This window comes from uncultured Sulfitobacter sp., from assembly GCF_947497275.1.
Lineage (GTDB): Bacteria > Pseudomonadota > Alphaproteobacteria > Rhodobacterales > Rhodobacteraceae > Sulfitobacter.
On the sequence record NZ_CANMFS010000037.1, the window covers coordinates 1 to 2,355 of the forward strand.

General features: G+C 49.3%; 2 protein-coding genes. One reads left to right on the forward strand and one right to left on the reverse strand.

Annotated elements, in window-relative coordinates:
• Window positions 1–255: 255 nt before the first annotated feature.
• Window positions 256–690, forward strand: coding sequence for a hypothetical protein (locus tag Q1A06_RS20855; protein WP_299568040.1), 435 nt, complete (start codon window positions 256–258; stop codon window positions 688–690).
• 230 nt (window positions 691–920) lie between these two features.
• Here the strand turns inward: Q1A06_RS20855 and Q1A06_RS20860 are convergent, their stop codons facing one another.
• Window positions 921–1,442 (reverse strand): 2'-5' RNA ligase family protein, encoded by a 522-nt coding sequence (locus Q1A06_RS20860; protein ID WP_299568041.1) that lies wholly within the window; start codon window positions 1,440–1,442, stop codon window positions 921–923.
• Window positions 1,443–2,355 lie beyond the last annotated feature (913 nt).

Genomic DNA, 2,355 nt, shown 5'->3' on the forward strand with positions numbered 1-2,355 from the left:
CGCGCAGTTCGCTGCGCTCGCTGGATAAGTGTGCCCAACAGAAAAACGCTTCTTAAGCGAAAGATAACTTTGCGACATTACCCCTTGTTTGCGCGCACCGCCGAAGTCCGGTGTGAACCCACTCTACCCAATTTCTGCAATGCCGCTAATGTCTGAGATCATGATAAGGCAAAACGTTCAACAACCCCGTGGGTTTCAAGCAGACCTCATGGCAGCATCAAACAAAGGTTTTGCGACAGTGCCAAATAGAGTTTGGTGAAACGCTTTTCTCATGTATTGTTAGAGTATAATTATAAAGGAATGGATGCTATGACGTTTTTAAAATCCATATCAGTTGCATTGTTCGTTGGGATTTCGGCTTTGGCCTTCGCTCCAGTTGCGCAGGCGGAAAATTCAAACAAAGTAAAATTTAGAAGCAATATTACACTTAAAGTGGGTCAAGCCGCTATAGTTCATGGGGCCCGCGGAAAATGTGGCCAATTACCCAGCAAAGCTGATCTTGCAAAAAACAAGAGAAATCTGGATCCAACCCTAAAAACAGGCCACATTGCCTTTGGCAAACCGGGGGTGCGGAAGAGTGGTAGCTGCAATGGTTGGACTCCCGTTTACGAGACAATATTTGTCGCGGACAGACCGGGGAAAGAAACAGTTAAAATTCACGGCGATACGGTTCGTATTACAGTGAAATAAATGCAATTTTTGCACATGTGCAGCCTCTTCGCATATGTGCAGACCCTCCAAAAAAGACCTTTATTGATCGGTTCGCCAAAACGATCCTTACCGCAGTTGCAGCGAAGGTTTGGAAAGTCGCTCAGCTACCACTGGACTTATCCAGCTCATCAGTTGGGCGGCGAACTGCGGCTGATCCCGGAACGGCCCTCTGCGGTCAGCGCAACGAAGGCGCGGACCGCAGACCATTCCTACATTCCGAGCTTGATGGTTCGGAGCCGGTGTAGCCTATTGTCCATATGTTTAACTACTTGTAGCGCCGAAATCGTTCCGCAAAATGGCAAAGTTCCAATAGTGCCCACATCCAATTGCTCGATAATCGTTCGGTCCTCGTGGGTGGCAACCGTCATATGAGGGCGATAGAAGATATCGAGATTCAGTTCCGCTCTATGTGGTCCATTATAGAGCTGTTTGTGCAGTGCGGTTAGCGCGCGACTTCCGGTCGAACTAAGAAGAAACAGCTTGTGTGTCTTTTCATAGGGATCATAAACGATCTCGCTTGCCGTGAGCTCTACGGACAATTCCAATGCATGCTTGGCCACATCTTCACAGAATATGAGAAATTTCTGTGACTGCGCCTTCCTTAGTCCGAACACGAGTGTGATATGTGCAGGCACGAGCTTAGCTCGTTCCGGTTCATGAGCTGTCCGGAACCGATTAATACTCTCGGCCAGGCCCGGCTCAAATTCTGGATATGCCAGCACATAGATCATTGCGCTACGATGGGGCATTCGAGATTGCTGATCAATGGCAGCTTTGTCAGCTTAGCCGTCTTTTAGGGTTAAAGAACTACGTGCCAATGCCGTCTCTTTTTGTGGCGGATAAGCGGTGTAGTCCAAACGTTTTCATAAATTTACACCATTTCGCCTTTAGGGATGTTGATGGCGGGTTCGCCGAAGCACTTATGTATCAAGCATTGGGTCCCTTCAAAAATGGCCTATGTTGGAGCGCCGTGTCTTAAAGTGGACACTCGCTGCGGGGGGCTCGCGAGTAGACCTCGCTGTCAAAATTGTCGATTGTAAAATTTGCTAGAGATTAAACTTGGCACGGAGTGACCAGCCATGAGAAACGTGCATGAGGCCAACCATCACACCGAACGTCTCGCTCGCCCCCTCGCCCTCGGGCAGGTCGAAGACGAGTTGAGGGCAGCAAGCCCACATCTTAACTTTCATCTAGTTGGGCAAGCACACTACGGTGAGACCGGTTTCGCGTTCATTGAAGTCCATGGTATTGAAGATCAATCGATTAGACGCCAAACTCGAGAAAAGGCTCATGAACGTCTCCAGGAGCTAGGGTTCCCTGTTAACCTGAACGCAAGCAAGGATGTTTATCACGTTGTAGCAATTCGATCAGAGTGACTGGGAGGAAACGAGCAACATGGCTAACGTGTCGCGTCCAATCTTTGATTTTTTGCAAGATGAGCGTAGGGCTTTCATCGGCCCGCCGCCGCCACCCCAGCTTCCCAAACTCACTCCAGCCCATGAGTGCGAGGCCATATATGCAATGATGCTGGATGATCTTGTGGCCCGGATTGCTGCCGAAACTGGTGGTGTCGCAAAGTTATCTTTCGCTTAAGAAGCGTTTTTCTGTTGGGCACACTTATCCAGCGAGCGCAGCGAACTGCGC